The sequence below is a fragment of the Psychrobacter nivimaris genome, from assembly GCF_904846365.1.
Lineage (GTDB): Bacteria > Pseudomonadota > Gammaproteobacteria > Pseudomonadales > Moraxellaceae > Psychrobacter > Psychrobacter nivimaris_B.
This window is the reverse complement of record NZ_CAJHAL010000009.1, coordinates 59,861-85,998: the sequence shown is the minus strand read 5'-3', so window position 1 is coordinate 85,998 and position 26,138 is coordinate 59,861. Positions and strand designations below refer to the sequence as shown.

The window sequence follows — 26,138 nt, the reverse complement described above, 5'->3', positions numbered from 1 at the left end:
TAGTTATATTTCATAACAGTAATATCTAGGTACGGGGTTTATAATAGGTCATCTGTTAAACATTAACTATTCGATATTTTTTGCTTTAAAGTGAGCCTTTGGGCTCACTTTTTTGTTTTTAACACATTCTTTTTGATACGCAGGAGTCATTTATTTTGAGCTCAGATGGCATCATTGAAGTCCCTGGCATTATACTTTTGATAGCATGCCTGTTGCGTATTTTACAATATGTTATGAAAAGTCATGTCAAACAAATTAAGGCTTTTTGGCTGGCAGCCGTAATTATATTTGTTTCTGTCATTCGTCGAGAGTTGAACTATCTACCAGACTTACTGGTTCCAAGCGACTTTTCGATGCTTGGTCAATCTTATGACTGGTGGGAGGACAGCGTCCTTACCGTTATCTATCTCGTCGCGCTTGGTTTGCTGGTCTATTCGAGGCATTACCTATGGGCAGTGCTAAAAAACGTGCCAGTTTCGCTCTATCTTAGCGTTACTGTACTTGCTGTCATTCAGTACATGGGCGAGAACGCTATTATGTTCCCGCATACATTTGGTGAAATTGTCGAAGAGCTAGCTGAGACTGCAATCTACGGTATTGCCTTGACCTATTTATGGCAATTTAAACTGGCTAACTATGAGTCATGTCTAGTACAGAAGTTAAATTACAAGTTCGACCACGCCAATAATTAAAACTATAAGTTTGATTGCTTATGTAGCAATCTGGCTATCGTACAGGGCCTTAGCACAAATTTTATAAACAATTACGGCTGCTCATTTTGAGTAGTCGTTTTGCGTTCTAATCAACGTCTTACATTTTTTGAACATCCTGTCACACCTTACTACTAGTGAAAAGTTGATTAAGCGTACAAACTGAGAAGCATATTATCTACATTGCAATGAGCGATGCTTTAACAAGCCAGCGCGATATTTTTACTTTTAATGATGGCGACATCTAATAACTACAATAAGGAATTATTCATGGAAAACTCAAAAAATCCACTACCAGAAGAGATGGATCATATTGACGGTAATCGTCGTGATAACAATGACAGCGTCGATAACTCAGATAACAATAATCAGGATGAACAAGACAATCAATTGGTCGATTTGGGCAATCCTATGCTGCATACCATCGACAACGATGATGTGATTGATAATAGTGCGGGATTTAATAACTCAGAAGTCGGTAGTGATGCGACCCAAGGGCTGACACCTGCGCATCGTCAAAATATCGATGAGTCTCGTGTCGATGAGATTTTGGTTCAAGACAATCTTGATGACAGTGATTATCCAGATGCGATGGATATTGTTGATAGAGAAGCAGCCGAACGTAGCAACGATGATGATTTTTAGAACTTAATACGATTGTTGACCTACCCCTCTAAACCAGAAAAGCACGCTTAACTATATTAAGCGTGCTTTTTTATTCTACTATTCAACTCACCAATACAACTACGCTCGACTAACTAAACCCAGCCATCTAGCGTGCCAGCCCAACCTTTTACTAGAGGCAAGCTCAACGCTTCAAGCAATTCAATATGTGTCTCATCAAGGTTTAATGCAGGAATATAATGATACTCTTGTCCGCCAGCATTAAGGAAGTTGTCACGGTTTTCAATGGCTAGCTCCTCTAGTGTCTCTAGACAATCTGCTGAAAACGCCGGACTGATCACCTGTACCGAGCGCACACCTGACTGACCCCAATCTTCCAACACTACATCGGTGTACGGTTTAACCCACTCTTGCTTACCAAAGCGGGACTGGAAACTGATAATCCATTCGTCATCGTTCAGGCCAAGTTCATGCGCCACTTGTGCAGCGGTACATTTACAGCGTTTAGGATACGGATCGCCTTTATCAGCATAAGGCTGCGGGATACCATGAAAACTAAACATCAACTTTTCAGGCTTGCCATGCTTCTCTTGAAAACGGCGAATAGAGTTGGCCAATGCTTGAATATATAATGGATGGGCAAAGTAGTCTTTGACAATCGTATAATTTGGCAAGTTGCGTTGCTTGAGCGTCCATTTCGTCAGCGCATCATATACAGCACCGCCTGAAGAAGCAGAATACTGCGGAAACAATGGCAGAATGACAAAGTGATCAACCCCTTCACCGCGTAGCGCATCCATGACGTCAGGCAAACCAGGATTACCATAGCTCATCGCCGGATGCACAGAGACACGAAATGGTGCCACACTATCAGCCAAACGTGGTTCTAATAGCTCAACTTGGCTTTTTAGTATTTTACGAATCGGTGAGTCACCTTCCCAAATACTGGCGTAAGCCTTTGCTACGCGCTTAGGACGACTGGGCAAGACAAATAGATTCAGAATAATAGCCCACAGAAATTTGGGAATCTCAATCACTCGTGGGTCTGACAAAAACTGTTTGAGGTAGCGACGTACGGCAGATGCCGTTGGCTCATCTGGTGTACCAAGATTCACTAACAAAACGGCAATACGTGGGGGCAATTTAGGTTTCATAGCAGCACTTTATTAGCAGTAAGTTATTAAGGGTTAGGTCAAAGTAATAATAGAGGATACTGTTAAGACACAGTTGAATGAATACCTCATTAGTGTAGCATTTTATCTATTAATGACGCGGGCTAAAAGCGCTCCTATACAATTTGATACGCAGTTGCTATTTATTAACTCTTGATTACTTGATGCTGGCGACTTATTCGTTATTCATTTATAAAGTATGTTCCATAAAAACTACGATCGATACGCTCGAAAGGCGCGCTCGATGGTTGTACTCCAACGCGCATCACCATACAATAGGCAGGCCCAGTTTATAAAAACCGTGTAGCTAAAATAGCCTGTTAGCAACGTGCCATTTTGCTTTTATTTTATTGATGATTGTAGTCTTGCGAGGTAGCTTTGAACGCACGCTCTGATAATACCAGTGACCAGCATCCTAATTCACAACCTCACTCTAATAGCTCAGCCAATATTGACAGTGCTGTAGGGTCTGTGGGTATCGTTACGCCTCAGAATTTCCATTTTGCTGAGCCCTTAACGTTAGAATGCAACCGTACCCTACCCTCGTTTGACTTGATGGTAGAAACTTACGGTACGCTCAATCGCGATAAATCAAATGCGATTCTGATTTGCCACGCGTTATCGGGCAATCATCATGCAGCTGGCTTCCATAGCGCTGATGACAAAAAAGCAGGCTGGTGGGACAATATGATTGGCCCCAATAAAGCAATTGATACCAATCAGTTTTATGTGGTGTGTGTCAATAATATCGGCAGCTGTTTTGGTTCAACAGGGCCTACCACTATTAACCCTGATAGCGTTGGTTCGGATAGTGTTAGTTCGGACAGCCTTGATTCAGATAGCAGCGATGAGCCGCAAGTGTATGGCCCTGATTTTCCGCTGATCACCATCAAAGACTGGGTGAAAACCCAAGCAATGCTCTCAGATCGCCTAGGCATCGACGTTTGGCATGCGATTGTCGGCGGCTCAATGGGCGGTATGCAAGCGCTACAATGGTCTGTTGATTATCCAGAGCGGTTAAAGCGCTGTGTGGTCATCGCCAGCACACCAAAGCTATCTGCTCAAAATATTGCCTTTAACGAAGTGGCGCGCCAATCTATATTATCCGATCCTGACTTCAAAGACGGACGCTATATACAAGAAGGCACTTATCCTCGTCGCGGACTGATATTGGCGCGTATGGTTGGGCATATTACCTATTTAACTGATGACGCGATGAAAGCCAAATTTGGCCGTGATTTAAAATCAGGTAAATTCATGTATGGCTACGATGTCGAGTTTCAGGTCGAAAGCTACCTACGCTATCAAGGCGAGCGCTTTAGTGAAAACTTTGATGCCAATACCTATCTGCTCATGACTAAAGCCTTAGATTACTTTGATCCGACGCGCGACTATCCAATACGCGACTATCCATCAACTGTAGCAAAAGATACTACAGAGTCGACAGTACAAATAGAAGGCTCAATCGCGGCGTCAGTCGAATCTAGCAAAGCCAAGGCACAGAGTGAGTTAGAAGATGCGGTCACGACGATTGAAGATATTGAGTCTGATCGTCAACAAGAGCTTTCTGCGCTTAAAGCAGCCTTTGCTCATACACAATGCCAATATCTGGTCGTATCATTCACCACTGACTGGCGCTTTGCACCTGAGCGCTCGCAAGAGATTGTCGATGCGCTGATGGCCACTGGCAAACCAGTCAGCTATATCAATATTGACGCGCCGCACGGACATGACTCATTCTTGTTTGATATTCCTCGCTACATGGGTGCGGTTAAAGGGTTTTTGACTGCGCCATTTATTACCCCTAGCCGCCCAGCCACAGGAGAGCGCTCATGAGAATGGATCACCAACTGGCAGAGCGCTGGATTGCGCCGCAAGCACATGTACTGGACTTAGGTTGTGGCAATGGCGAGCTACTTGCCCACTTACAGCAAAAACTAGGCGTAACAGGTTACGGACTAGAGATTGATGAAGACAAAATCAATGAGGCAATTGGCAATGGCTTGTCAATTGTCGAGCAGGACCTCAACGATGGTCTAGCGCGCTTTGCTGATAACAGCTTTGACACGGTCGTCATGGCACGTGCCCTACAAGCAGTAAAAGCACCTGACGAGTTGTTGCTTGATATGCTGAGAGTTGCCCGTGAAGCAGTCATCACTTTCCCTAACTTTGCGCATTGGCAAAACCGTATTCATTTAGGGCTAAAAGGTATGATGCCTGTCTCTGAAGCGCTGCCTTACGAATGGTACAACACGCCGAACATTCACCTATGTACCTTTAAAGATTTTGAACTGTTATGTGCGCAGCATGATATTCATATTATTAATCGTTTTGCCGTTAGCGATTCTGAGAAAGGTCACACACCGCTAATGAAAGCGTTAATAAGACAAGCCCCTAACTTTTTAGCAGACGTCGCTATCTACCGAGTGACCAAGAAATAACCGGTGAATGCTCAGCTGTCTTTATGTTTTATAGAATACCAAACAGTGCTGTACGTACTGATATTAACCTTAATAGATTGTTAACTTAATATAATTTTTTAGTAACTGTCTGATTTTGTTAAGGACAATCAAGTACAAACGTCTATGAGACCTTGTAATTAGTATTTGAGTTTCGTAAGTTTGGGTGTTAAGCTAGCAAAATATTGTCAGCCACCCCACTATTACGACCGTTTGTCTAATCAGTTAGGGTGAAATCTCTGATTTAGAGATGACAACCCCCTTTTGCTAATGATTAGGTAAGTTCATATCGCAAGATTCCACCTAATTGTTATCGCCGTCTGACTGTCTTTAGCGAGACAATGTTTAGCGGTACAATTCTTTTTGCTTATTAACTGCCTAATTTTGGAGCTGCTATGAAATTATTAAAAGCTGCGTTGTTTACTGCATTATTTTCTTGTGCTGGTTTAGCCAATGCTGAGTTAATATCAAACGTACCGCTTGATACCTCACGTTTTGAGCTGATGCCTGTGAGCGAGTTGTCTAGTCGTGCCGCCCAAGGTAACGATCACGCTCAGTTCTATCTGGCCAAGCGTTTGCAAAAAGGTGAAGGTATTGCGCAAAATACCCAACAAGCAATCCAGTGGTACACCAAAGCCGCTCAGCAAGGTGTTGCCCCTGCTCAGTTAAACCTTGCCATCATGTATTTGCGCGGCGAAGGTGTACAGCCTAACTTGCAACAAGCCCGTCTGTGGTTAGAAAAAGCTGCGATGCGTGGCGATAACCGTGCCAGTTACACGCTTGCGCTATTAGATGAAAAGCAAAAAAATCTGGTCGATGCCTATAAATGGTATGACTTGGCTGCCCGTGATGGCATGTTAGACGAAAAAGTCCGTAACAAAGCACGCGGTAAAATTGGTCAGTTGGCATTAAACTTATCAAGTGATGACATCGCCAGTGCTCGTAGCAAAGCAGATACTTGGTTCCAGAGTAAGTAAACTCTAACTTTCGTATTACGAATTGAATATAAAAAAGGCTCAGTATTTTACTGGGCTTTTTTGTTTTTTATCATATTCATCAGTGGTCGAACGTTTTCCATAACAGCAAGCCAAGCAATACAAACTATTCAAAACCCATCTAAAATTTGCTACACTACGCGCGCATTAACCAATTCCACAATTTTGTTAATGCTTTAAACTGAAAAGTTACTTTAACCCCAACGCACTAGGTTTGCGGCCTAGCCAGCAGGAGAAAGACATGAGCACCAACAAAGAAACTGCGATAACTGACAACAATTCAGCCCCTGTATACGATAGTGTAACTAATAATATCGTCGTTGCTGCACTATATAAGTTCACACGCTTTGCTGATTTTGAACAGTATCGTGAGCCCATACTAAACACTATGCTCGATAACGATGTGAAAGGTACGTTGTTGCTTGCAAGCGAAGGCATTAACGGTACGATTTCTGGTACGCGTCAAGCTATCGATACTGTTCTTGACTACCTGCGTAGTATCGAGGCGATTGGTACGTTTACCTTCAAAGAATCCTATACTGACGCACAACCTTTTTATCGCACTAAGGTGAAGCTGAAAAAAGAAATCGTCACTATGGGTGTCGAGAATATCGACCCATTGGAATCCGTTGGTCGCTATGTCAAACCTAGTGAGTGGAACGCGTTAATCTCAGATCCTGAAGTCACTTTGATCGACACGCGTAACGACTATGAAGTGCAAATCGGCACCTTCCAAAATGCGGTCAATCCGAACACTGAAACGTTCCGCGAGTTTCCAGAATACGTCTCAAAAGAGCTCGATCCAACCAAGCATAAAAAAGTGGCGATGTTCTGTACAGGTGGTATCCGCTGCGAAAAATCTACTGCCTATTTACGCGAGCAAGGGTTTGAAGAGGTCTATCATTTAGAAGGTGGTATCCTAAAATACCTAGAAGAAGTCCCTGCCAGTGACTCTATGTGGCAAGGCGACTGCTTTGTTTTTGATAATCGAGTTTCGGTCAACCACAACTTAGAGAAAGGCAGCTACGAGCAGTGTTTTGCATGCCGTATGCCGATCACTGTCGATGATATGCAAAGTCCTGCCTATATCAAAGGCGAGTCATGCCCACACTGTATTGACAAAGCGACTGATGAACAGAAAGCCCGTTTCCGTGAGCGTGAGCACCAAATGCAATTGGCGAAAAAGCGTGGTGAAGCCCATATCGGTAGTGACGTGATGGATGTAATCGAAAAACGTAAAGCCGCTAAGACGGAAGCTCGTCTACAGGCAGAAGCTGCGAACAACACGAAAGCCAATTAAACTTAGCATTAGTACAATAAAAAAAGAAGTGAAATAAAAAAGAGAGGCTCTAATCAATAGAGCCTCTCTTTTTTTATGACAAATCTTCAATGCGTATCAAAACTATTAGCACTGATATAGTTAATCCAATCTGAAAGCGGATTGACTATATTAGAATAAGATACGTACGCGGATAGTCTCTTCTACATCTTTTAATTGATCTAGTGCAGCGGTCGAATCATTGTAATCGACATCCATCACTAGATAACCAACATCACCTTCTGTCATCAGGCTCTGCGCTAGGATGTTAATGCCAGCTTCAGCAAATAGGCGGTTAATCTGAGACAGTACGCCTGGCACGTTTTTGTGAATGTGTAGTAGACGATGCGAGTTTTCTTTGAACGGAATAGAAACTTCTGGGAAGTTCACAGCAGTAGCCGTATCACCTTGGTCAGAGTATCTAACAAACTTATCTGCTACTTCCAGTCCGATATTGGCCTGTGCTTCTTGGGTTGAACCACCGATATGCGGCGTCAAAATCACATTGTCAAACTTACGTAGTGGTGACTCAAACTCTTCGTCAGCTGATTTTGGCTCTTTTGGGAACACATCAATAGCCGCGCCCAAGATTTTACCAGACTCAAGAGCATCCGCCAGATCATCAATCTCGACGCACGTACCGCGAGCCGCATTGATAAAGTAGCTGCCTTCTTTCATTTGAGCGAACTGCTCAGCTTTCATCATATAGCGGGTGCTTGGTACATCAGGTACATGCAATGTCACGATATCAGCTGTTGACAGTAGCTCTTCTAGGCTACCAACTTGTACCGCGTTGCCTAGTGGCAATTTGGTCACAGCATCATGATAGATGACTTTCATGCCGAAGCTTTCTGCCAAGACAGACAGCTGCGATCCGATAGAGCCATAACCGACGATACCGATAGTCTTGCCACGTACTTCGTGTGAGTTAGTCGCAGACTTACCCCAGCCGCCGCGATGTACGGTTGCATTCTTCTCAGGAATACCACGGTACAGCATAATGGCTTCTGCCAATACTAGCTCAGCTACCGAACGAGTGTTCGAGAATGGCGCGTTAAAGACAGGGATACCAAGATCACGAGCGGCGTCTAGATCTACTTGGTTGGTACCAATACAAAAGCAACCAATGCCGATAAGCTTGTGTGCGTGCTCAAGTACTTCACGCGTCAACTGAGTGCGCGAACGAATACCGATAAAGTGAGCATCTTTGATCTTTTCGATCAGCTCGTCTTGATCTAAAGCGTGACTGATATTCTCGATGTTGTGGTAACCAGCTCCTTCCAATACTTTTAAGGCATTGTCATGTAGACCTTCAAGCAATAAAAACCGGATTTTGTCTTTTTGTAGTGATAACGCCATATGAGAACTGTCCTATAATTGTTTTATAAGATTACCTGTTGGATAATCTATGATGGATGAAACGAAAACAGTCCCGATATCTTACACAAAATTTGAGGTCGATGTTAGCAGATTAGATGAATTATTGGTTATCAAGCCTGAAAAATTTTTATGCTATAGTGAATTATTCTGTTTAAAACCGCTCGAATCAATTATTTATTACTTACCTTTTCTTATAGGTAAAAATTATCATCCACTTATTACCTCTACGAGCTGACTCACCACTGAATTTATAGTTATTTCGCTATATAATAAGCAGTCCCAGCATCGTGCTTACGCCAATATTGAGATTTGACCATGACGCCAACTACCGCTCAGAACACATCCGAAACCAATGCCGTGCAAACCATCTTGAGCACGCTCACTGATACCCATGATTTCGACCCGACCCAAATCAAAACTGATGCTGAGAGTCTAGAGCATTGGGGCAAAGACTGGACCAAGCACTTTGCCCCTGCTGCTGCTGCCATCGTCTTTCCAAAGACCACCGAGCAAGTACAAGCTATTGTGCTACTAGCTAATGAACACAACGTCGTCCTCACCCCTAGTGGTGGTCGTACAGGCCTGTCTGCTGGTGCCGTCGCAGCCAACGGTGAAATCGTCGTCAGCATGGATAAAATGAACCATATCGGACAGTTTTATCCTGCCGATCGCATGGTCGAGATTGAAGCAGGCGTCGTCACCCAGCAGTTGCAAGAATTCGCTGAATCAAAAGACCTATACTACCCTGTCGACTTTGCCTCAGCAGGTTCTAGTCAAATCGGTGGCAATATCGGTACCAATGCTGGCGGTATCAAAGTCATTCGCTATGGCATGACTCGTCAATGGATCATGGGTCTGACTGTTGTCACTGGTAAAGGCGATATCTTGCAGCTGAATCGCGGCATGGTAAAGAACGCCACGGGTTATGATCTGCGCCAATTGTTCATCGGTAGTGAAGGCACGCTTGGCCTTGTTACTCATGCGCAAATCAAGCTTGAGCGTCAGCCACAAGACTTAAACGTCATGGTACTTGGCATGGACAGCTTTAACGATGTGATGAACGTACTCTCTGCTTTTCAGGCACAGATTGATTTAACAGCGTTTGAGTTCTTTGACGATGTAGCGATTGATAAGCTGATGGCACATGGTCAAGTACAAGAACCCTTTGAATCACGTACCAAGTTCTATACGCTATTAGAGTTTGAAGCGCCTTATGAGCCAATCATGGACAAAGCCATGGCCATATTTGAGCATTGTATGGAGCAAGGTTGGGTTGTCGATGGTGTCATGAGCCAAAATCTCACACAAGCGGCAGAGCTGTGGAAGCTACGTGAGTATATTTCAGAGACTATCTCAGTATTTACCCCTTATAAAAATGATGTATCGGTGCTAATAAGCCACGTACCGACCTTTATCGAAGAGATTGATCATATTGTCAGCAGTAACTATCCAGACTTTGAAGTCTGTTGGTTTGGTCATATCGGTGATGGTAATTTGCATCTGAATATATTAAAACCTGAAAACATGAGCAAAGATGATTTCTTTGCTGAGTGTCAGGTCGTCAATAAATATGTATTTGAGACAGTACAGAAATATGGTGGTTCAGTGTCTGCTGAGCATGGGGTGGGTATGACGAAGAAGCCGTATCTGCACTATAGCCGCAGTGAGACTGAGATTGAATACTTAAAAGAAGTCAAAAAAGTCTTTGATCCAAACAACATTATGAACCGCGGTAAGATTTTTGACATGTGATGAGCACGCTAAACGCTTAACCTAAATAGAAAGACGCTAACCCGAAAGGCTAGCGTCTTTTTTATGGCTTTATAATTCGCAAAAACTACAATCTATAAATATAACAGTATCAATGCGACGACCAGTAATATGCTCAAGAACCCTTGAATAATCAGAAATGCCTGATGCGGTGCCGCGATATGGCGCACCATATTACCCAATGCATTATAAGTAATACCTGCCGCCTTAATATGGGGTGGACTATCAAAAGTTTTGATAATTTGTAAAAACTGCTCAGTTCGATCAGATGACCAGCCGTGCGGCGCAAATGGTAAAAACGGAGATAATTGTACGGCCTGTTTCTTGGTCGCGGGGGACCACAACCAACGCTCTAAAAACAGCAAGCGCATACGCCAGTCGGCAAAGCTGCGATGATTGATGACTTGTAATAGCAACACTTCTACATTTTTATGACGACTATCGACAAAGATACGCTCTTGCAGATTAAATACGTCTGACTTTTTACCTTCAATACATTGCAAGAAGTGACCATTACCGTAGCATAGCGTGCCTGTGATGTTATGCTGCTGATTGTAGTTACGTGCGTGGCCTTCTACTTCATCAAAAATAGAGGTGCTCAAACGCGAGCCAAGAGTCAGCGTACTGACATAAACCAACTGAACCAAAGCGGAGTCATCTATGTCATCCCACTTCATGATTCTATTGGTATGATTTAAAGGCATAATAAAATAATCCTAAGAAGCCGATGAGATACGGCTAAACGATACAAGCAACACAATACTATGCCTGAGTTGAACCAAAAAATTGACTCACAAAAACGTAGCAAATATTTACTACGTGAGACTGTTATTACCGTTACAGCTTGCTATGATAACAAGCAAAACAAAAGGTGCTGATAGATATTATTTAGATTCTATATTGAGATAATAAATAGCAAGACAGTCGCAGGTACAATGATAATGCAGAGTTAGGCGCTTATCGGTGCTCACAAACCCAATAAGTATAAAGTGATATAGAATGCGGCGTTTGCTATCCTTTAACCCTATACGTTAGTCAAAAACGGCCTAAGATATCAACATAACCTATTGTAAATACGGCAATAAATTATTGTAACGACAATATCTTCCTATTGGAATGTTTTTATTACTTTTTTGCACAAAAATCGGCACATCAAGGTGCTATGACCCCATTATTTGATACCACTACATTCAATAGCTATTTAAAACAGGAAACTTATGAGTAAGATGGAAAAACTAGATGATTTTCACCTCACGATTGCTGAGATTAAGAAAAAAGATTATCCACAATTGAAGGCATTGATGGATCGTGTCTATGTAAACTTGGGGGGCGCGTGGTCAAAGACAACCATTCATACTTTGATTGACGCGTTCCCTGAAGGTCAGATTGCCTTGTTTGATCATGATCAGCTGATTGGTATCGTGCTCTCCATGCGCGTTGACTATGCCAAGTTTTCAAACCCGCACACTTATGACGATTTGATTGGGCAAAAAGAAATCATCAGAGACAATCCAGAAGGTGATGCCATTTATGGTTTAGATGCACTCATCGACCCTGATTATCGCGGCTACCGTCTCGGTCGTCGTCTTTATGATGCACGCAAGGAGTTATGCCGACAGCTGAACTTCCGCGCTATCTTAGCTGGCGGACGCATACCTAACTATCATAACCATAAAGATCTGACTCCAGGTGAATATATTGATGCCGTTGAAAGCCGTGAAATTCACGATTCAGCTTTGTCGTTCCAGCTATCTAATGGCTTTATCGTTAAACGTATTTTGACCGCTTATCTACCAGATGATAAGCAATCAAAGGGCTTTGCTACCTTGCTTGAGTGGGCAAATATCTACTACGAGCCTAAAGACTATAAGCCTAATACTCGCAAGTCTGAAGTGCGTATTGGTGGTATTCAGTGGCAGATGCGTGAAGTCGAATCACCTGAAGAGCTACTGCAACAGGTTGAGTTTTTTGTCGATATCATGGCTGACTACAACTCAGACTTTGCTTGCTTACCAGAGTTTTTCAATGCGCCATTGATGGGTCTATGCGAAGAAACCGATCAAAATATCGCTATTCGATTTTTGGCGGGCTATACCGAGTGGTTCAAAAACGAAATCTCGCATTTAGCCGTCAGTTATAACGTCAACGTCATTACCGGTTCGATGCCTTTACTGGACGAAGACGATACCTTATACAACGTCAGCTATCTGTGCCGCCGTGATGGTACGGTTGAAGAGCAACGCAAAATTCATATTACTCCGCATGAGCGCAGCGCTTGGGTAATCGAAGGTGGCGATGAAGTCAAAGTATTCGACACGGATGCAGGCCGTATCGGTATCTTGGTCTGCTACGATGTTGAGTTCCCTGAGCTTGCACGTTTGATGGCACTTGATGACATGGATATCTTGTTTGTGCCCTTCTGGACTGATACCAAGAACGGCTATCTACGTGTTCGCCACTGCGCGCAAGCCCGCGCTATCGAAAACGAATGCTATGTGATGATTTGCGGGTCAGTGGGCAACTTGCCGCAAGTTGAGAGCTTGGATATTCAGTATGCTCAGTCATCGATTTTTTCACCTTCAGACTTTGCGTTCCCACATGATGCGATTATGGCAGAGACCACTGCCAACACGGAGATGGTATTCTTCTCTGATGTAAACTTAGACAAGCTTACTCACGTTCGTCACGAAGGCTCAGTACATAACCTGATTGACCGCCGTGATGATTTGTTTAGCTTAAAGTGGAAGCGCAAGGCCAAAGTGCCAGCGAGCAAGTTGAGTGATGAGCAGCGCCGTGAAAATTCAGGTAGCGTACTGATTGGTGATCCATTACAAAACCGAGCACAAAAGCCATAATAGGTTGACGTCGCACACTTATAGTAGACTTTATAAATAATACGGCTGATTTTCAGCCGTTTATTTTTATCTACTGTCCACTCTTTGTGCAATGATCATATAGGCAATCACGATAAGATAAGCAGTAACGATAAGCCATTATTTGAAAATAACTGAAAACAATATACAAACTAAAAAGCGGATGTCATGACGACTGATATTGAGCAAACAGAAGTAAAGCCAAAGAAGCAGCCGAAGCGAAAGATCATTTCGATACTTAAAACGATAATGTTATATGGTCTTATGTTTGTCGTGATCTATAGCGTGGTCAATTGGTGGCGACAGCCTGTCATGCCTGCCAACCCTCAATTGCAACTGACCGATTACCAAGGACAGACTATCGATCTAGCAGCGATGAGTCACGAGCGTCCTACACTGGTATACTTTTGGGGTACGTGGTGTTCAGTCTGTAGTTTTACTTCGCCCACCATCAATAAACTAGCAGCAGATAATTATCCCGTGGTCACTATTGCCGTACAGTCAGGCTCAAACCAAGAGCTACGCAGCTACCTCGATCAGCATCAGTTTGATTTCACCACCATAAATGATCAACAAGGCAATATCTTTGCAGATTGGCAAGGACAAGTCACACCGTCTTATGTGGTATTAGAAAATGGCGAGATGACACAAGGGCTGACAGGTATTCAGCCGTTATGGTCATTGAAACTGCGCTTGTGGTTAGCATCTGTTTTTTAGCACTTGAGCCGTACTTTATATTTCAATAAATAAGCATTCAAGGAGCTTATAGCTGCATCTTTGCTGAGGATATATGACGTAGATAAACGATTGATATTGGACAAAATTGGGCTGACCTCGCACAGCTCTTTTTACCCTACCCTTTTTGTCATATAATAGCTGCCGATCTAAGTATTTTCTTGAATTATTTTTACCAGCATATTTTATGTTGCAATCGTCTCGTTACCATTTATTATTGACGTAACTATTTACCGACTAATGAGCGACAATGGGTATTTATTGACATGATGGTTGATAAACCGACTATGATGAGCAATATACCTACTATTAGTAATTAAGCATTATCAATACCGCGTGACCCTCAGTACTATATTGAACTATATTGAAAATCGAGCCTTGTATCCGGTTTTGAACCGACACACAAACCTACCTTTTAAAAAGATACCTTCTATGACTGATAAAAGCACTGACACACCAAGCCAAGATTACAAAGACACGCTGAACCTTGCGGATACGCCATTTGCGATGCGCGCAAACCTTGCCAAACGCGAGCCAGATTGGCTTGCTGCTTGGGAAGCGGATGACGTGTACGGTAAAATTCGTCAGGCGCGTGCTGGTGCAACCAAATATATTTTGCACGATGGCCCTCCATACGCCAACGGTCAGATTCACTTGGGTCACGCAGTCAATAAAGTACTAAAAGACATTATTGTAAAATCAAAAACCTTGTCAGGATTTGATGCGCCTTATGTCCCTGGTTGGGATTGTCATGGTCTGCCAATCGAACAAAAAGTCGAAGCCAAGGTCGGTAAAGTTGGTCAAAAAGTGTCTGCGACCGAATTCCGTGGTCTATGCCGCGAATATGCGAGTACTCAGATTGAACTGCAAAAAGCAGATTTCAAGCGTTTAGGTGTGTTTGGTGATTGGGACAACCCTTATCTGACCATGAACTTCCATCAAGAAGCCAACATCGTACGTGCGCTTGCCAAAATCTATGACAATGGTCATGTGACTCGCGGTATGAAGCCGGTCAACTGGTGCTTGGACTGTAGCTCTGCCCTAGCAGAAGCAGAAGTAGAATATCAAGACAAAGTCTCTGACGCGATCTATGTCAGTTTTGATGTACTTGGTACAGATAAAGTAGCTGCATTGGCTGAAATAGCGGGCAATATCGCTGCTGTTATTTGGACCACCACGCCATGGACACTACCTGCCAACCAAGCTATCTCAGTACATCCTGAGCATAACTATAGCGTGGTCGCTACTAAAAAAGGCAATCTGTTACTCGCAGCGGATCTTGTCGAAACTGCGTTAAGTGAGCTAAAACTAGAAAATAACGGCATCCTAGCAACTGTATCAGGCAGCGAGCTTGAAGGCCTACATGCCCAGCATCCACTAATTGCAGACCGTCAAGTGCCACTCATTTTGGGCGATCATGTAACTACTGATAGTGGTACTGGTCTGGTACATACTGCACCTGGTCACGGTTTAGACGATTATATCGTTGGTCTAAAATACAACTTACCAGTGGAAAACCCCGTAAGCGGTACGGGCGTTTATTTAGATAGCGCTGCAGTATTTGCAGGCGAGCACATCTATAAAGCCAATCCAAAAATCATTGCTGCACTACATGAAAATGGTCATCTAATCAGCCATACCAAAATTGAGCATAGCTATCCGCATTGCTGGCGTCATAAGTCGCCAATCATTTTCCGTGCTACGCCTCAGTGGTTTATCAACATGGAAACCAGAGGCTTACGTGCTCGCGCGCTTGCTGACATTCCATCGGTAAGTTGGACGCCAGCGTGGGGACAAAACCGTATCGAATCAATGATGACGGGTCGTCCTGATTGGTGTATCTCGCGTCAACGTACGTGGGGCGTGCCGATTACTTTCTTTACGCATAAAGAAACAGGCGAGCTGCATCCAAACACGCTTGAGCTGATGGAAACTGCAGCGCAAAAAATCAATGAAGGCGGCGTAGAAGCGTGGTTCGATGCCAGCTGTGAAGACTTCTTAGGTAGTGAAGCCGCTGACTATGACAAAGCAACTGATACGTTAGACGTTTGGTTTGACTCAGGCACCACGCATTTTGCGGTACTTGATCAACGTGATGAATTGACCAATCCAGCTGATATGTATCTAGAAGGCTCTGACCAACATCGCGGCTGGTTCCAGACGTCACTACTAACGTCAGAAGCAATGTATGAGCGCCCACCGTTTAAGCAAGTATTGACCCATGGTTTCGTGGTCGATGAAAACGGTCGCAAGATGAGTAAGTCACTGGGCAACATCATCACCCCACAAGAAGAAATCAATAAGACAGGCGCGGATATGCTGCGTCTGTGGATTGCCTCAAGTGACTATCGTTATGAGATGAGCGCGGGTAAGACGGTCTTTAAAGGTGCGATCGATATGTATCGCCGTATCCGTAATACCTTACGTTTCTTGCTTGCCAATACCGATGACTTCAATCCAGCGACCGACAGCATTGATATCAATGAATTGGTTAGCCTTGATAAATTCATCATTGAGCGCGCACAAACCGTACAAGCGCAAATCATTAGCGCTTACGATGCAATGGACTTCCACCAAGTCACTCAGCACGTGACGGCGTTTTGCTCACAAGACTTGGGTAGCTTCTATCTAGATATTATCAAGGATCGCCAGTACACCACGCAGGCAGATGGTCAGCCTCGTCGCTCTGCACAGACGGCTATCTACCATATTACTCATGCGCTGATTCGCTGGATTACCCCAATCTTGTCATTCACGGCGCAAGAGGCTTGGGAAGTGCTGAACCAACGTGATTCGGATAAAGGTGGCTATGTATTTACTCAAGAGTGGTATGAGTTCCCAGCGTTTGAGCTAAGTGCTATTAGCAATGATGACTGGCAGCGCATCATGTTCGCCAAAGATATGGTGAACAAACATATCGAGACTGCACGTGGCGAAAAAATCATCAATGCCAACTTGTCTGCCGACGTGAGTCTATATGCTGACGGTGCCATGTATGAAAGCCTAGCTAAGCTTGATGAAGAGCTTCGTTTTGTACTCATTACTAGCAACGCAGAACTAAAGCCAATGAACGAAGCGCCTGCTGATAGCATCACACAGACAGCAGAAGCGACCGATACCAATACCGAAGAGGCTGTAGATTTAGTGGTACAAGTTAGCGCTGCTACTGGTACTAAGTGCGTACGCTGCTGGCATATCCGTGATGATATCAGCACGGATAGCGCCCATCCGGAGCTATGCGCGCGCTGCGTGACTAATGTCAGTGGCGATGGCGAGGTACGTCACTATGCCTAACCCAACTGATTCGTCTGAAAGCCAGCATGACCAGCCGCCGCAGGTGAAGGTTGACCATTCGCCTAAGCCTGCTCATGCAACTACGGGTAGCTCGACTACACCTAGAAGTCGCCTGACCAAGTCAACAAATAGGACACCAAAGCTGATGGCCAATGGCAGTCGTGCTTTTGTATGGTATATATTGGCATTGGTTATCGTCGTTATCGATCAGTGGACCAAATGGTTGGCAGAAACCAAACTGACCTTTCATGATCCAGTGCCGGTGATTGAGCCATTTCTCAATTGGACATTGGCTTACAACTATGGCGCAGCTTTTAGCTTCTTGGCAGATGCTGGCGGCTGGCAGAAGTGGTTTTTTTCAGGACTGGCTTTACTAATGTCGCTATTTCTAATCATCTATCTGATTAAAGCACCACGCAAAGCCACGCTGTTATCTTTCGGCCTAGCCTTAGTATTGGGCGGTGCAGCTGGTAATTTAATCGACCGCTTATTACATGGTCATGTGATTGATTTTATCCATGTGCATTATGCTGATGTTTGGCATTATCCGATTTTTAATATCGCGGATATCGGTATATCTATCGGTGTACTATTAATTGTCATTGATATGCTATTTTTGGAAAAAAAGCGTGAAATGCCACGGTCATAATTATGTGTAGTTAGATAAACCAGTTCAATTCATAAACAAAAAAGGTGGGTTACGTATTCGTAACCCACCTTTTTTATCGATCGCTTTAGTGCTTTCGTCATACCCGTAGCAATACTGCTAATCGTGAATGCTATTATTTATAGCAATTCTGATAGTAAATCAGTGACAGTCTCTAACCCACCACCTGCCAATAAAAACAGTAATCCTGCCATGTTCACAACGACGGTCAAATAATAAGTAACTCGAAACTCAGGCTTTTGTGATTTGTGACGCAAATACGTCTGAGCCAATAGCGCACCTACCCAACCGCCAAGCGCGCTTAGTATATGTAATTTAGACTCAGGCGTACGCCAGTCGCCACTTTGCGCAGCAGCTTTGTCTTTGGCATACATGCCATAAGTAATAATCCCTAGCACGACGTACCAGCCGACCACTAGCCAGCTTAGTTTATCTGTCGCTGCTAATAAAGCTAAGACACCATAAAAAGCCAGTCCAAGAAACGAGCGTTTCTTTTGGCCCGCTTCAAACTCTGCTTGATGGCTACGTTTCTGATTGCGCTGACGGATCTGCTGATTTTTTTGTGCCATTTTTTGCTGTACAAACCCAAGCTCTTGTACTTGCGTGGCTCGCTTGCGTCCCTCCGCATCTTGTCCAATGCTAAAGACCACTGCCTCACCGATGTTAGGACGGCGCTGAGCCTTAAACTCACTCACATGAAAGAAGACAGACTCGCCCGCTTCAGTTTCAATAAAGCCAAACCCTTTATCGTCCTGCCATTTTTTGACAGTGCCTTGTTGTTTATTCACTACCGACACCTCATATCTTTTAGAATTGCCAATTATAGTACACCATCTGCGTTACATTATTGACGCTTACATCTGGTCTTAGATGGCTTATTATTTCTTACACTATAATACTGCAATTAAAAACACTTTAATCAAACTCATTATTTTCTATTCTAGCAACCGATGGCTTTTTATTATGACTCAATCTCAATTTATTAACCCAAACGAAGACACTCGTATCGCTTACGGCAGCCTCGTTAAGCTGCACTTTGAAGTTTCACTAGAGAACGGCACCATCATCGACTCAACCTTTAATCGTGATGCACCTGTGTCTTTGACCATTGGTGATGAGAGCTTGTTACCTGGTTTTGAGCAAGTACTGATGAATCTACGCGCCGGTGACACTCGTACCGCACACCTTGAACCAGAGCAAGCATTTGGTGAGTGGAATCCTGAAAACATCCAACATTTTAGCCGTACTCAATTTGCGCTAGTCGCTGACAATCCAGAAATTGGCATGATGGTTGAGTTCGAAGACAAAGGTAAAAACACGCTGCCCGGTACGATCAGTGCCATCGATGATGATCAAGTCGAAGTCGACTTTAATCATCCGCTTGCTGGACAAGACGTGTTGTTCAAAGTAAAAATCTTCAAAGTCACACCACCCGGTGTCACTGGTATCAAATTGATGTAGCCTTTTAAAAATTAACAAAAACTCGTTAGGCATTAACTAAGATAAAAGCTCGCGACGATAAAAATTAATATCGATAAAAAAGCCAAAAGGGAGACTTATATGCAGTATCAAACCTTACCGCAACTCGATGAAAAAGTATCTAAAATCTGTTTAGGCACGATGACATGGGGACAGCAAAATACTGAGTCCGAAGCACATGAGCAAATGGATATGGCACTCTCTGAGGGTGTGAATTTTTGGGATACCGCCGAGATGTACCCGTCACCACCAGATAAAGACAAACAGGGTGATACCGAACGCTTTATGGGTACTTGGTTTGATAAAACCAAACAGCGTGACAAAGTCATCCTTGCTAGCAAAATATCACCAATGGACTTTTTGCGTGATGGTCAAACGCGCTTTAACGCCGAGCATATTAGCAGCGCTATTGATGGCAACCTTGAGCGTCTACAAACTGATTATATCGATATTTATCAGCTGCATTGGCCTGAACGTAAAACAAACTTTTTCGGTCAGCGCGGCTATGACGAAGAGATGTCAGCACAGTCATTAGATGATTTAACGCCATTTTTAGAGACTATTCAAGCGTTGAACGATGAAATCAACAAAGGTCGTATTCGTGCTTATGGTTTATCGAATGATACCGCGTGGGGACTCATGCGCTACCTGTGGGAAGCAGATAAAAACGGTCTAATTCCACCACTTACCGTGCAAAACCCATATAGCCTATTGAACCGTTTATACGAAGTCGGTATGGCTGAGATTGCCCATCGTGAAAACGTTGGTCTACTGGCGTATTCTCCGCTTGGTTTTGGTGTATTGTCTGGTAAATATCTTGATGGCAAACGTCCAACTGGTGCACGTCTGACTATGTACGATCGTTTTGGACGTTATGTGAATGAGCAAGCCAAATCAGCCACTGAGCAATATGCCAAGATAGCTGCAGATGCAGGTCTGGACATGGCGCAGATGTCTTTGGCTTTTGTAAACTCTCGTCATTTTGTCACCAGTAATATCATTGGAGCGACGACGACCGAGCAACTCAAATCAAACATCGACAGTGTCAATGTGGAGCTAACAGCAGATGTCTTAGAAGCGATTGAAGCGGTGCATACACAGCAGCCTAATCCATCGCCATAGTTGGTCTTTTATAGAGATTGGATGTTAATAGAGCTTACTGAATAAATGACATTATGCGTGCTATATTAAATCTCTTATAAAAAAGGGCGCAAATCGTTTCGATTTGCGCCCTTTTATTAACTGGCTGAGATTAGCTACACTAGCTCAACTCTAACTAGTTCAACTGTAAATAATCAGTCTTCAACTGGTGCGCTAAGGACTCTTGAATGTAGATCTGCTAGTCCTTCGTTCATGCGTGCTTGCAATAAATTGGTCAGCTCGCTTTTATTACGACCTTCTGGATCTATAGGCGCGAGTGGCAATACGTAAGCGGTCACATTTTTGCTATCAAGCACTTTCTTCATGCTTTCTTTCATTGTCAGCTTACCATAGTATGGCAATGCGTCGCTTAGTGTGCCATCTTTATTGACATAAGCGATGATGATCGGTCTGATAGGCACATCAGCATCAATGGCTGCTTGCAGCAATGTTCCATGAATGCGCTTTACTTTTTTACCACTAGTGGTCGTCGCCTCAGGGAAGAAAATAATCGAAAAACCTTTGGCTAAAAAGTCAGCAATCTGCGCCGATACTGAGCTTGCATCACCGGAACCACGCTCAATGAAAAGCGTCCCTGCGGCATGAGCAAGTTTGCCAAATACAGGCCATTCACCGATTTCAGCCTTGGATAAAAAGAACGCTGGGCTCACAGTACCAACGACAGGGATATCCATCCATGACACGTGATTCGATACCCACAAGCCATGGAACTGCTCTACAGGTTCCACTTCTACCACTTTTACCCCAAAAGAGCCTGCCATCTTGCGGCAGAATGTCTGGATATAGCGTGGTAGGGTTTCGCGTGGTGGCTGCTTAAATGCACCGATACGCTTTGCCGCGCGTATGCCACCGACCATGGTCGTGGTCATACCAGCAACCTGACGGCCTCGGCTCAACTGTCGTCTGAGTGAAAAGCTTGATTTAGCTTGGCTCATCTTCGCCCTCATGATTAAATAACGGGTGTTTAATAGTCAAAAAACGAGCCCAGTATAACAAAGTTCGCACACTCAGTGATAGCTTGTTCACTCAGTGAATGCTGACTTTTATACAAATGGGTAATAAAGCAGATTTATAAAAAATTATCCGCAGCAAACGCTGTAACATAAAACCATCGCTAATTATGCTAATACGCTTTAATATCAAGTGATAAGACCATATATAGATAATCATATGAACGCTACGTCAAAGCTTCTTGAGCTGATCATAGCGAGACATTTACTTTATTAAATAGGTGATACTCTTTGGATTATTTTGAAAGACATGAAGGTGGCGAACGCGCCATTTTAGTACATTTAGACATCCGCCAAATTCAAGATCCTGACGATCTTAGTGAATTTGAGCTGTTGGCTGATTCAGCAGGTGCCGATCGTTTGGCACTGGTCACGGGATCACGCTCGCGCCCTGACGCCAAATACTTCGTTGGTAGCGGAAAAGCAGAAGAAATCGCAGAATTGGTGCGCGAACACGAAGCCGATATCGTACTGTTTAACCACAGCTTGTCGCCATCACAAGAGCGTAATATCGAAGCGCTAGTGAAGTGCCGCGTGTTGGATCGTACTGGTTTAATCTTGGACATTTTTGCGCAGCGCGCTCGTACTTACGAAGGTAAGCTGCAAGTAGAGCTGGCTCAGCTTAACCATCTATCAACGCGTCTGGTACGTGGTTGGACGCATTTGGAACGTCAAAAAGGTGGTATTGGTCTACGTGGACCTGGTGAAACCCAGCTTGAGACCGATCGTCGTTTATTGCAGACGCGAGTCAATCAGCTAAAGAGCAAACTAGAAAAAGTCCGTCAGACCCGTGCGCAAGGTCGTGCCCGTCGCCAAAAATCAGACGTACCGACCATCTCACTGGTCGGCTATACCAATGCGGGCAAATCTACTTTGTTCAACCGTTTGGTCGATGAAAACATCTACGCTGCTGACAAACTATTTGCGACGCTAGACCCTACTCTACGCCGTTTAGACTGGCAGGGAGTTGGTCGTGTCGTCTTAGTCGATACGGTTGGTTTTGTCCGTCATCTGCCGCATGAGCTGGTTGAGTCTTTTCATGCGACCTTAGAGGAAACGTTAGAAGCAGACTTGTTATTGCACGTCATTGATTCTTCTAGCGAAGACATGCACGAGCAGATTCAGGCGGTCAAAGAGGTATTGGCAGAAATCGATAACGATGTACCTGTGCTCAATGTCTACAACAAGATTGATTTGACTGATGAGCCTGCACATATCGGCTATGCTAGCGAAGGTCAGCCAAACCGCGTCTATGTTTCTTCTAGACAGAATCTCGGTATGGAAGAGCTAACGCTTGCCGTACAGCAACTACTGACAGGTAAACTGACGACGTTTGATTTGACCTTGCCGTATGATGCTGGACAGTTCAAAAACACTCTATATGAATTAGGTGTTATTGAAGAAGAAAGCTATGACGATACGGGTCGTGAATGTCTGACGATTCGTTTGCCAAGTGACCGTCTAAGACAGCTACTGGGTCAAGCTAACTTGAAACCTATCAATGTGTTGCCGCTTGCACAAGCAACACTACTGATGCCGGTACTCGAAGAGTTTGAAAAAGTTGATGACGTTGAAGAGCCGACTATGACAGAGGCTGAGGAAAAAGCATTTGATGAGTTTGATGCATTACACTCAGAAATAGCTGATTCAGAAAAATAATGATCATTTCTGCAAAATAAGAACTATGGTTAAAGTGAGTCATTTGCGACAGTAGTTGAATGAACGTTTGATTCATACTGTTAGACCAAAAACCCTTATATAGTACGTTAAAATAGAATAGACGATATCCATTGATATCGTCTATTTTTTTTTGGATATGACGATTCACGGCGCATAGGCTTTATTAGTTGCTCCACTCTCTATATAATCGCCTGTTATACATTCAACAAATATTGATAGATAGCGTTAATACTTTAAAAGTGAATCATTGCTACTATCAGTATTTATAGCATCATTTTCTACGTTGTGTTCTTGGTGTAATCAACATACTTTGTTTGGTACACCATCCATTTATATCTGACTTGGCCAGAATTGCTTATGAAGCCTGCTCACTCTCCCCATCTCCCACTATGGCTTGCGTTAATTCTAACGTTGACCATGGTCATCGTTGTTCGAGAAACGGCGGTTGTTCTCTGTCAAATGGCAGGCATCGAAAAAGCGGCCAACATTGTCGGTTTGGTTGCGATGTTTGTTATTTTGATGGCGTGGCGACTGCTTAAAGGGTTGCCGAGCTGGCTCACACAGGCCAGTAATACTTTACTAGTCGATAGTGGTTTTGCCTTCTTACCAGTTTCTGCTGGTGCAGGCTTGTTGCTATTTGCTCTAGGAGATGAGCTATTGGGTGTGATGATAACGATGATTGTTAGTACGCTCATACCATTGTGGGGACTGGCATTATTGGCCAATCGCTGGCTTAACCATGCTGCAAACACTGATAGTACGCCTACCAATGAGCCAAAAGGACAGCCGTGAGCTGCGGAGAGATATTATGACTTTTGACAGCGTATTTATGGCAACCCTAGCCGCAATATTATTGACATTAGCAGCACACGTAATTGCACGTGTATTGGCACGTAAGTGGTCATGGCTACCGATGGTCATTACCGCACTTGTCCTGGTACTTGTTTTCCTATTTGTACTGCAGTGGGATTACAACAACTATTACAGCGCGGCAAAACCTGTATTTGACCATCTGTTGGGATATGTGACAGTACTCTTGGCTGTGCCACTGGCGGCGATGAACTTTAAAGGCTTACCAGTCAAAAAGCTCACTCTAATTGTCGCTATTGCTAGCGTCGTTGGCGCATTACTGCCTATGTCCCTGGCTTACTTATTTTCGCTCAGTCATGAGACCCTATTGGCTTTCGCTACCCGCTCTGTGACGACGCCGATTGGCTTGAGTGTCGCAGATTTAATCAAAGCACCATTGGCAATGGCTAACCTAATTATCATCGTCTCAGGATTGATAGGTGGTACGGTCGCTCGCTTTTTGTTCCGCGGTATCAATGACGACCGTGCTCAAGGTCTAGCACTGGGGTTAGCAGCTCACGCGTTTGGTACAGTAGAGGCATGGCAAATCAGTCACACAGCCGGACGTTATGCTGCATTTGGTTTGGCAGTGAACGGGTTGGTTACCGCGGTTTGGGTGCCTATCTTTATCAGTGCTATCGGTATCTAGTCGTAACTAGAACCCTACCTAAACTATTCTTATATTTTTAAGAACCTAACCATTAATAGGCTTACCTATTATTAATTTCAGATTGAATATTACCTCGACTACTCAAATGTCATTATTATTTCTTAAAAAATTGAGACACTTTATTTGTCTGAATTCATAAACGAAAAAACCGACTACAAATGGCTCATTAAGTCACTTAGAAAAGTTAGTACATTGATTTATCTAAGGTTATTTAATAATAGAAATCTGATTTTACAACTTAGTTTGTCAATCTGATGCGCCAAAAAGTTATTATATGTTATAGTAAGCAACTATTATTTTTTGTATCTATTACAAGTGGTTCCTTATTGAAAGTGATAATTGCTAAGCTGCTGTCCTCACAGTGGGCTAAATAATTCTGCAAAATCAGTAACCGCTTAAGCGCCTAAATCAACGCATATGTAGGCAAAATAATTTGCTGTTATTTGATAAAAAGTGATTTTACTATGATAAATACGGCTACTTTGATGACTCGCTGCTTATCTCCCCTTTTACTAAGTGCCATTGCTCTTTCGACCTTTTCTGTCGCTGCCAATGCAGGTAACATGTATATCTACAAAGACAAAGGTGGACAAGTACTGTTGACCAACGTCAATCCTAGTGGAAATTTTGATAAGTTTACGAAAAAAGTAAAAGTAACTTATTATAAAGACTCTAAGATGTATGACGGAAGCAGCGATAGCTATGGTAGCAGCGCCGCTAGCAATAGCGGAAGTCGCAACTCTTACGACAGCTACATTCGTGCGTCCGCTGAGCGCAACGGTGTGGACCCTGCCCTAATGAAAGCAATGATGCACACTGAATCAGCTTTTAATCCAAATGCACGCTCACCAGTAGGCGCACAAGGCCTGATGCAGTTAATGCCAGCGACTGCGCGCCGATTCAATGTGAGCAATCCTTGGAACCCTGCAGATAATATCGAAGGATCAGCCAAGTATATCGCGTGGCTCATGCGCCGCTTCAATAACAATGTCGAACATGCTGTCGCAGGCTACAATGCGGGCGAAGGCAATGTCGATAAATACGGTGGCATCCCTCCATTCAAAGAAACACGTAACTATGTTCAAAGAGTGATGAGCCGTTATCATAGCTTGTATAAGAACGATGCAGGACTGTTTGGTGCAAGTATCAGTGCTAACAATCAAACCAGTAGCACCAGTACAAGTAATGGCTTACAAAATGTCAGTTATGGCACTAGCAGCAATGTGAATAGTGCCAGCTATGCCAACTCAGCCTATGCTGCTTTACGCTAAGCCAGTTACCTAAAATCCAAA

General features: G+C 43.6%; 22 protein-coding genes. 17 read left to right on the top strand and 5 right to left on the bottom strand.

Annotated features, from left to right (window positions below):
• Nucleotides 1-233 precede the first annotated feature (233 nt).
• A complete protein-coding gene (locus JMX63_RS05825) occupies nt 234-692 on the top strand; it encodes a hypothetical protein (RefSeq protein ID WP_201571526.1) in 459 nt (152 codons plus the stop codon).
• 288 nt (nt 693-980) lie between these two features.
• Nucleotides 981-1,355, top strand: coding sequence for a hypothetical protein (locus tag JMX63_RS05820; RefSeq protein WP_134292811.1), 375 nt, complete (start codon nt 981-983; stop codon nt 1,353-1,355).
• Between the two features lie 113 nt (nt 1,356-1,468).
• Here the strand turns inward: JMX63_RS05820 and hemH are convergent, their stop codons facing one another.
• Complete coding sequence (hemH, locus tag JMX63_RS05815) at nt 1,469-2,488, bottom strand: ferrochelatase (RefSeq protein WP_134292812.1); 1,020 nt, start codon at nt 2,486-2,488, stop codon at nt 1,469-1,471.
• 468 nt (nt 2,489-2,956) lie between these two features.
• Between hemH and metX the strand changes: the two genes are divergently transcribed.
• The 4 genes from metX (at nt 2,957) to trhO (ending at nt 7,260) form a co-directional block, all read left to right on the top strand.
• Nucleotides 2,957-4,342, top strand: a complete 1,386-nt coding sequence (metX, locus tag JMX63_RS05810; protein ID WP_227673254.1) for a homoserine O-acetyltransferase MetX — start codon at nt 2,957-2,959, stop codon at nt 4,340-4,342.
• A complete protein-coding gene (gene metW, locus JMX63_RS05805; RefSeq protein ID WP_160021497.1) occupies nt 4,339-4,947 on the top strand; it encodes a methionine biosynthesis protein MetW in 609 nt (202 codons plus the stop codon). Before metX ends, metW begins: the two co-directional genes overlap by 4 nt.
• Before the next feature lie 413 nt (nt 4,948-5,360).
• A complete protein-coding gene (locus tag JMX63_RS05800; RefSeq protein ID WP_057758462.1) occupies nt 5,361-5,942 on the top strand; it encodes a tetratricopeptide repeat protein in 582 nt (193 codons plus the stop codon).
• A 259-nt stretch (nt 5,943-6,201) separates the two neighbouring features.
• Nucleotides 6,202-7,260, top strand: coding sequence for an oxygen-dependent tRNA uridine(34) hydroxylase TrhO (gene trhO, locus JMX63_RS05795; protein ID WP_201571524.1), 1,059 nt, complete (start codon nt 6,202-6,204; stop codon nt 7,258-7,260).
• Nucleotides 7,261-7,410: 150 nt separating this feature from the next.
• Here the strand turns inward: trhO and serA are convergent, their stop codons facing one another.
• Nucleotides 7,411-8,637 (bottom strand): phosphoglycerate dehydrogenase, encoded by a 1,227-nt coding sequence (serA, locus tag JMX63_RS05790; protein WP_057758460.1) that lies wholly within the window; start codon nt 8,635-8,637, stop codon nt 7,411-7,413.
• Between the two features lie 336 nt (nt 8,638-8,973).
• Here serA and JMX63_RS05785 point away from each other — a divergent pair, with 336 nt between their 5' ends.
• Nucleotides 8,974-10,410 (top strand): FAD-binding oxidoreductase, encoded by a 1,437-nt coding sequence (locus JMX63_RS05785; protein WP_201571523.1) that lies wholly within the window; start codon nt 8,974-8,976, stop codon nt 10,408-10,410.
• Nucleotides 10,411-10,502: 92 nt separating this feature from the next.
• On the opposite strand, the gene JMX63_RS05780 is transcribed toward JMX63_RS05785, so the two are convergent.
• Entirely contained in the window at nt 10,503-11,132 is a 630-nt protein-coding gene (locus JMX63_RS05780; protein ID WP_114701153.1) for a BLUF domain-containing protein, read from the bottom strand.
• 513 nt (nt 11,133-11,645) lie between these two features.
• Between JMX63_RS05780 and JMX63_RS05775 the strand changes: the two genes are divergently transcribed.
• The 4 genes from JMX63_RS05775 to lspA all read left to right on the top strand — a co-directional run bounded on the left by JMX63_RS05775 (nt 11,646) and on the right by lspA (nt 17,979).
• Nucleotides 11,646-13,283: a carbon-nitrogen hydrolase family protein gene (locus JMX63_RS05775; RefSeq protein WP_102094613.1), complete on the top strand. Its 1,638-nt coding sequence runs from the start codon at nt 11,646-11,648 to the stop codon at nt 13,281-13,283.
• Nucleotides 13,284-13,469: 186 nt separating this feature from the next.
• Nucleotides 13,470-14,018, top strand: coding sequence for a protein disulfide oxidoreductase (locus JMX63_RS05770; RefSeq protein WP_201571522.1), 549 nt, complete (start codon nt 13,470-13,472; stop codon nt 14,016-14,018).
• Between the two features lie 450 nt (nt 14,019-14,468).
• Entirely contained in the window at nt 14,469-17,330 is a 2,862-nt protein-coding gene (gene ileS / locus JMX63_RS05765) for an isoleucine--tRNA ligase (RefSeq protein ID WP_201571521.1), read from the top strand.
• A complete protein-coding gene (gene lspA, locus JMX63_RS05760) occupies nt 17,323-17,979 on the top strand; it encodes a signal peptidase II (protein WP_201571520.1) in 657 nt (218 codons plus the stop codon). Before ileS ends, lspA begins: the two co-directional genes overlap by 8 nt.
• 137 nt (nt 17,980-18,116) lie before the next feature.
• Here lspA and JMX63_RS05755 read toward each other — a convergent pair whose 3' ends face one another.
• On the bottom strand, nt 18,117-18,785 hold the full coding sequence (locus JMX63_RS05755; protein ID WP_227673251.1) for a DUF1294 domain-containing protein: 669 nt from the start codon (nt 18,783-18,785) through the stop codon (nt 18,117-18,119).
• Nucleotides 18,786-18,960: 175 nt separating this feature from the next.
• Here JMX63_RS05755 and JMX63_RS05750 point away from each other — a divergent pair, with 175 nt between their 5' ends.
• A complete protein-coding gene (locus JMX63_RS05750; protein ID WP_134292630.1) occupies nt 18,961-19,458 on the top strand; it encodes an FKBP-type peptidyl-prolyl cis-trans isomerase in 498 nt (165 codons plus the stop codon).
• Nucleotides 19,459-19,557: 99 nt separating this feature from the next.
• On the top strand, nt 19,558-20,598 hold the full coding sequence (locus tag JMX63_RS05745) for an aldo/keto reductase (RefSeq protein ID WP_201571517.1): 1,041 nt from the start codon (nt 19,558-19,560) through the stop codon (nt 20,596-20,598).
• Between the two features lie 173 nt (nt 20,599-20,771).
• Here JMX63_RS05745 and JMX63_RS05740 read toward each other — a convergent pair whose 3' ends face one another.
• Complete coding sequence (locus JMX63_RS05740; RefSeq protein WP_201568507.1) at nt 20,772-21,572, bottom strand: lysophospholipid acyltransferase family protein; 801 nt, start codon at nt 21,570-21,572, stop codon at nt 20,772-20,774.
• 306 nt (nt 21,573-21,878) lie between these two features.
• Here JMX63_RS05740 and hflX point away from each other — a divergent pair, with 306 nt between their 5' ends.
• The 4 genes from hflX (at nt 21,879) to JMX63_RS05720 (ending at nt 26,117) form a co-directional block, all read left to right on the top strand.
• Nucleotides 21,879-23,306, top strand: coding sequence for a ribosome rescue GTPase HflX (hflX, locus tag JMX63_RS05735; RefSeq protein WP_201571515.1), 1,428 nt, complete (start codon nt 21,879-21,881; stop codon nt 23,304-23,306).
• 378 nt (nt 23,307-23,684) lie between these two features.
• Nucleotides 23,685-24,119 (top strand): CidA/LrgA family protein, encoded by a 435-nt coding sequence (locus JMX63_RS05730; RefSeq protein ID WP_201571514.1) that lies wholly within the window; start codon nt 23,685-23,687, stop codon nt 24,117-24,119.
• A 16-nt stretch (nt 24,120-24,135) separates the two neighbouring features.
• Nucleotides 24,136-24,825 carry an LrgB family protein gene (locus tag JMX63_RS05725; protein ID WP_201571513.1) on the top strand — a complete coding sequence of 230 codons (690 nt, stop codon included), beginning with the start codon at nt 24,136-24,138 and terminating at the stop codon, nt 24,823-24,825.
• Between the two features lie 485 nt (nt 24,826-25,310).
• Entirely contained in the window at nt 25,311-26,117 is an 807-nt protein-coding gene (locus tag JMX63_RS05720; RefSeq protein ID WP_201571512.1) for a lytic transglycosylase domain-containing protein, read from the top strand.
• Nucleotides 26,118-26,138 lie beyond the last annotated feature (21 nt).

Bases quoted from the DNA above. Each gene is read 5' to 3' on its own strand.
- JMX63_RS05825 (WP_201571526.1), top strand. From the start codon at position 234: ATGAAAAGTCATGTCAAACAAATTAAGGCTTTTTGGCTGGCAGCCGTA.
- JMX63_RS05820 (WP_134292811.1), top strand. From the start codon at position 981: ATGGAAAACTCAAAAAATCCACTACCAGAAGAGATGGATCATATTGAC.
- hemH (WP_134292812.1), bottom strand. From the start codon at position 2,488: ATGAAACCTAAATTGCCCCCACGTATTGCCGTTTTGTTAGTGAATCTT.
- metW (WP_160021497.1), top strand. From the start codon at position 4,339: ATGAGAATGGATCACCAACTGGCAGAGCGCTGGATTGCGCCGCAAGCA.
- JMX63_RS05800 (WP_057758462.1), top strand. From the start codon at position 5,361: ATGAAATTATTAAAAGCTGCGTTGTTTACTGCATTATTTTCTTGTGCT.
- trhO (WP_201571524.1), top strand. From the start codon at position 6,202: ATGAGCACCAACAAAGAAACTGCGATAACTGACAACAATTCAGCCCCT.
- serA (WP_057758460.1), bottom strand. From the start codon at position 8,637: ATGGCGTTATCACTACAAAAAGACAAAATCCGGTTTTTATTGCTTGAA.
- JMX63_RS05785 (WP_201571523.1), top strand. From the start codon at position 8,974: ATGACGCCAACTACCGCTCAGAACACATCCGAAACCAATGCCGTGCAA.
- JMX63_RS05780 (WP_114701153.1), bottom strand. From the start codon at position 11,132: ATGCCTTTAAATCATACCAATAGAATCATGAAGTGGGATGACATAGAT.
- JMX63_RS05775 (WP_102094613.1), top strand. From the start codon at position 11,646: ATGAGTAAGATGGAAAAACTAGATGATTTTCACCTCACGATTGCTGAG.
- JMX63_RS05770 (WP_201571522.1), top strand. From the start codon at position 13,470: ATGACGACTGATATTGAGCAAACAGAAGTAAAGCCAAAGAAGCAGCCG.
- ileS (WP_201571521.1), top strand. From the start codon at position 14,469: ATGACTGATAAAAGCACTGACACACCAAGCCAAGATTACAAAGACACG.
- lspA (WP_201571520.1), top strand. From the start codon at position 17,323: ATGCCTAACCCAACTGATTCGTCTGAAAGCCAGCATGACCAGCCGCCG.
- JMX63_RS05750 (WP_134292630.1), top strand. From the start codon at position 18,961: ATGACTCAATCTCAATTTATTAACCCAAACGAAGACACTCGTATCGCT.
- JMX63_RS05745 (WP_201571517.1), top strand. From the start codon at position 19,558: ATGCAGTATCAAACCTTACCGCAACTCGATGAAAAAGTATCTAAAATC.
- JMX63_RS05740 (WP_201568507.1), bottom strand. From the start codon at position 21,572: ATGAGCCAAGCTAAATCAAGCTTTTCACTCAGACGACAGTTGAGCCGA.
- JMX63_RS05730 (WP_201571514.1), top strand. From the start codon at position 23,685: ATGAAGCCTGCTCACTCTCCCCATCTCCCACTATGGCTTGCGTTAATT.
- JMX63_RS05725 (WP_201571513.1), top strand. From the start codon at position 24,136: ATGACTTTTGACAGCGTATTTATGGCAACCCTAGCCGCAATATTATTG.
- JMX63_RS05720 (WP_201571512.1), top strand. From the start codon at position 25,311: ATGATAAATACGGCTACTTTGATGACTCGCTGCTTATCTCCCCTTTTA.